This window comes from Streptomyces nanshensis (assembly GCF_001751255.1).
GTDB classification, from domain to species: domain Bacteria; phylum Actinomycetota; class Actinomycetes; order Streptomycetales; family Streptomycetaceae; genus Streptomyces; species Streptomyces nanshensis_A.
Genome location: NZ_LJGW01000470.1, coordinates 1 through 340, shown reverse-complemented (window position 1 = coordinate 340; position 340 = coordinate 1). Strand labels below are relative to the sequence as shown.

Genomic DNA, 340 nt, shown 5'->3' with positions numbered 1-340 from the left:
GGAGTCTGGGCCGTGTCTCAGTCCCAGTGTGGCCGGTCGCCCTCTCAGGCCGGCTACCCGTCGTCGCCTTGGTAGGCCATCACCCCACCAACAAGCTGATAGGCCGCGGGCTCATCCTGTACCGCCGAAGCTTTCCACCACCAGACCATGCGGCCGGCAGTCCCATCCGGTATTAGACCCCGTTTCCAGGGCTTGTCCCGAAGTACAGGGCAGATTGCCCACGTGTTACTCACCCGTTCGCCACTAATCCACCCCCGAAGAGGCTTCATCGTTCGACTTGCATGTGTTAAGCACGCCGCCAGCGTTCGTCCTGAGCCAGGATCAAACTCTCCGTGAATGC

General features: G+C 61.5%; 1 rRNA gene. It reads right to left on the bottom strand.

The features are described 5' to 3' along the window. Positions 1-337, bottom strand: a 16S ribosomal RNA gene (locus AN218_RS28660); the annotation flags it as partial. Positions 338-340: the final 3 nt, after the last annotated feature.